This is a genomic window from Holdemanella sp., assembly GCF_056804935.1.
The window spans coordinates 1-2885 of sequence record NZ_DBMEXE010000206.1; the positions used below are offsets into that span (position 1 = coordinate 1).

Annotated in this window: 2 protein-coding genes; one reads left to right on the plus strand and one right to left on the minus strand. The window is 33.4% G+C overall.

Annotated features, from left to right (window positions below):
- Positions 1 to 524, minus strand: a 524-nt coding sequence (locus tag ACZQCL_RS08265) for a hypothetical protein (RefSeq protein WP_482482734.1), incomplete at its 3' end; no start/stop codon positions are given.
- Positions 525 to 615: 91 nt separating this feature from the next.
- On the opposite strand from ACZQCL_RS08265, the gene ACZQCL_RS08270 reads away from it, so the two are divergent.
- Positions 616 to 2885 (plus strand): DEAD/DEAH box helicase family protein (locus ACZQCL_RS08270; protein ID WP_482482736.1); only part of this gene is annotated, 2270 nt, incomplete at its 3' end.

The following is a 2885-nucleotide window of genomic DNA, read 5'->3' on the forward strand; positions in this document are numbered from 1 at the left end:
TCTTCTTCAATTAAAGAATCAACAGATTGAACAAACTCATATGAACTATATCCCTTAATACACTCTTCGCAAATAGACGCATAAAAATGTCTTAAGTAAACAGGGATAAACACAGAAGTATAGAAATCATTTTCTTTACATCGTTTAGAAACATCCTCAATATGTTTCTTAACTCTACTCGAATCCAAAATCATACGATATAACGTACTTGCAAATGGATTGCACAATATGCCAAAATTTACATTTAAACAAGACTCTAACATCTTCTCCTTTACAAGCTCTATTTCTACATTAATCTGACTTGTACTCCCCTGCATCATAAGCACTTGAATCTTTTCTAAGCTCGATATATCACGATTCAAATTATTCGTATTCATATTTGAAAAAGGAATTTGAATCTCATTATATTCACCACGAATCAATTTATCCTCTACATCATTTACTAAACTTGAATACTTTTCTTTACACTCATTATAATATTCATACCAATCTAGAAACTCTTTTGAAATTATTATATTTTCCATTCACTATACCCTGCTTTATACAAATCTTTCTACCAAATATTATAACCTTTTCGATCTATGATTTCATTTTAATGCTGGTATAATGTTAGGTATGAACTATCAAAATATACAGAGCGGCCTATCTACCGCATTTTTAGACAAAAATATATCTTCCAACGTATTATATCGACCTCAATTTATTTCAAACGACTATAAGAATGGAAGAAAAGTACTAAGCACTATTGAAGATGAACTATTACACTGCGACTCCTTTTTAATCAGTGTAGCCTTCATTACCATGGGAGGAATTACCCCCTTACTTCAAACGCTTCGTACTCTAGAAGATAAAGGCATCCATGGAAAGATTCTAACAACGGACTATTTGGCATTTAGTGATCCTAAAGCGTTAGATAAACTCGCTACATTTTCGAATGTTGAACTTAAAATGTATCTAGTACCCGACTCAAAGAATGGTTTTCATACCAAGGGATATATCTTTCAATCCGATGAAATCTACAAGATCCTTGTGGGTTCTAGTAATATGACAAATACAGCACTTACTACAAATCGAGAATGGAATACAAAAATTGTGTCCACAAAATCCGGAGAATTCGTTTCTGAAATGTTAGATGAATTTGAAGAATTATGGAATCATCCAAATACATATTCCTACAATGCATTTATTGGTGCATATAGAGTGCATTATGAAGAATACAAAAAGGTGAAGCAAAAAGAAGACATTAAATTACCTTCTAAACAACTGATTCCAAATTCTATGCAGAAAGCCTTTATTTCCAATCTTAGAAAGCTTCGCAATGAGAATGAATCAAAGAGTTTGTTGATTTCAGCCACGGGAACAGGAAAAACGTATGCCTCAGCCTTTGCCTTACAAGATCAGAATCCCAAGAAAGCCCTATTTTTAGTGCATAGAGAGCAGATTGCCAAACAAGCTCTTCAAAGCTACAAAAATGTATTTAAAAATACAAAAACATTTGGGCTTTTATCTGGAAACAGCAAGGATACAGATGTAGACTACTTGTTTGCAACCATGCAAACGATGTCTAAAAAAGAAGTGTATTCAAGTTTTGCCCCTGATACATTCGATACCATCATCATTGATGAGGCACATCGCATTGGAGCTAAAAGCTATCAAGAAATCATGGACTACTTTAAACCAAAGTTTTGGCTAGGAATGAGCGCAAGCCCAGAAAGAACCGATGACTTTGATGTATATGCAGCCTTCGACCATAATATTGCCTATGAAATTCGTCTTCAACAAGCTCTAGAAGAAAACTTATTATGTCCATTCCACTATTTTGGCATTACTGACTTTTTAACAAACGGAAACGAAACCGATTTTACAGATTTCAACTACCTTACATCGAACCAAAGAGTCGACTACATTATCGAACAAACCAATTACTATGGATATAGTGGAGAAAGAGTCAAAGGACTCATGTTTTGCAGTTCCAAGAAAGAAGCGGCTGCCCTTAGTGAAAGATTAAATCTAAGAGGGTATCGAACCATCGCTTTAAGTGGAGAGGATTCTCAAGAAAAAAGAGAAGATGCGATTGATCGCTTAGTATCCGATACAAGAAGTGACTATCTACAATACATTTTAACTGTAGATATTTTTAATGAAGGTGTCGACATTCCTGAAATCAATCAAGTTGTACTATTAAGACCTACACAATCACCCATTGTCTTTGTCCAACAATTAGGCCGAGGCCTAAGAAAATCAAAAGGCAAAGAATATGTTGTCATTCTAGACTTCATTGGAAACTACAAAAACAACTTCATGATTCCAATCGCCCTATCTGGAGATCGTTCTTACAACAAAGACAATATAAGACGATATGTTCTTGAAGGTGAAAGAATTATTCCAGGATCGAGTACGATTCACTTTGATGAAATCAGTAAGAAACAAATTTTTGCGTCGATTGACACCGCCAATTTTGCGGATATCAAGCTCATTAAGGATAGCTATAAAAATCTAAAGAATAAACTTGGAAGAATCCCTACTCTTATGGATTTTGAAACCTATGGAGAAATTGACGTACAAAGAATTTTCGACAACAAATCACTAGGATCTTACTATGTCTTTTTAAAGAAATATGAAAAGGATTATAAGATCAGATTGAATGAACTTGAAGAAAACTTTATTAAGTTTATTTGTACAAAACTTGCCAATGGAAAAAGAAAGATAGAGCTTGAAACACTAAAAGATTTAATCAATGATCAAGAATATACTTTCTCAAATGACATATCACAAACAAATGTATTAAACATCTTCACCAATGAATTCCCTACTGGTTCTGGAAAAAATACGTTTAAAGATTGTATTTTTATTGAAGACAAGAAGATTTCAAAACCATTTAAGAC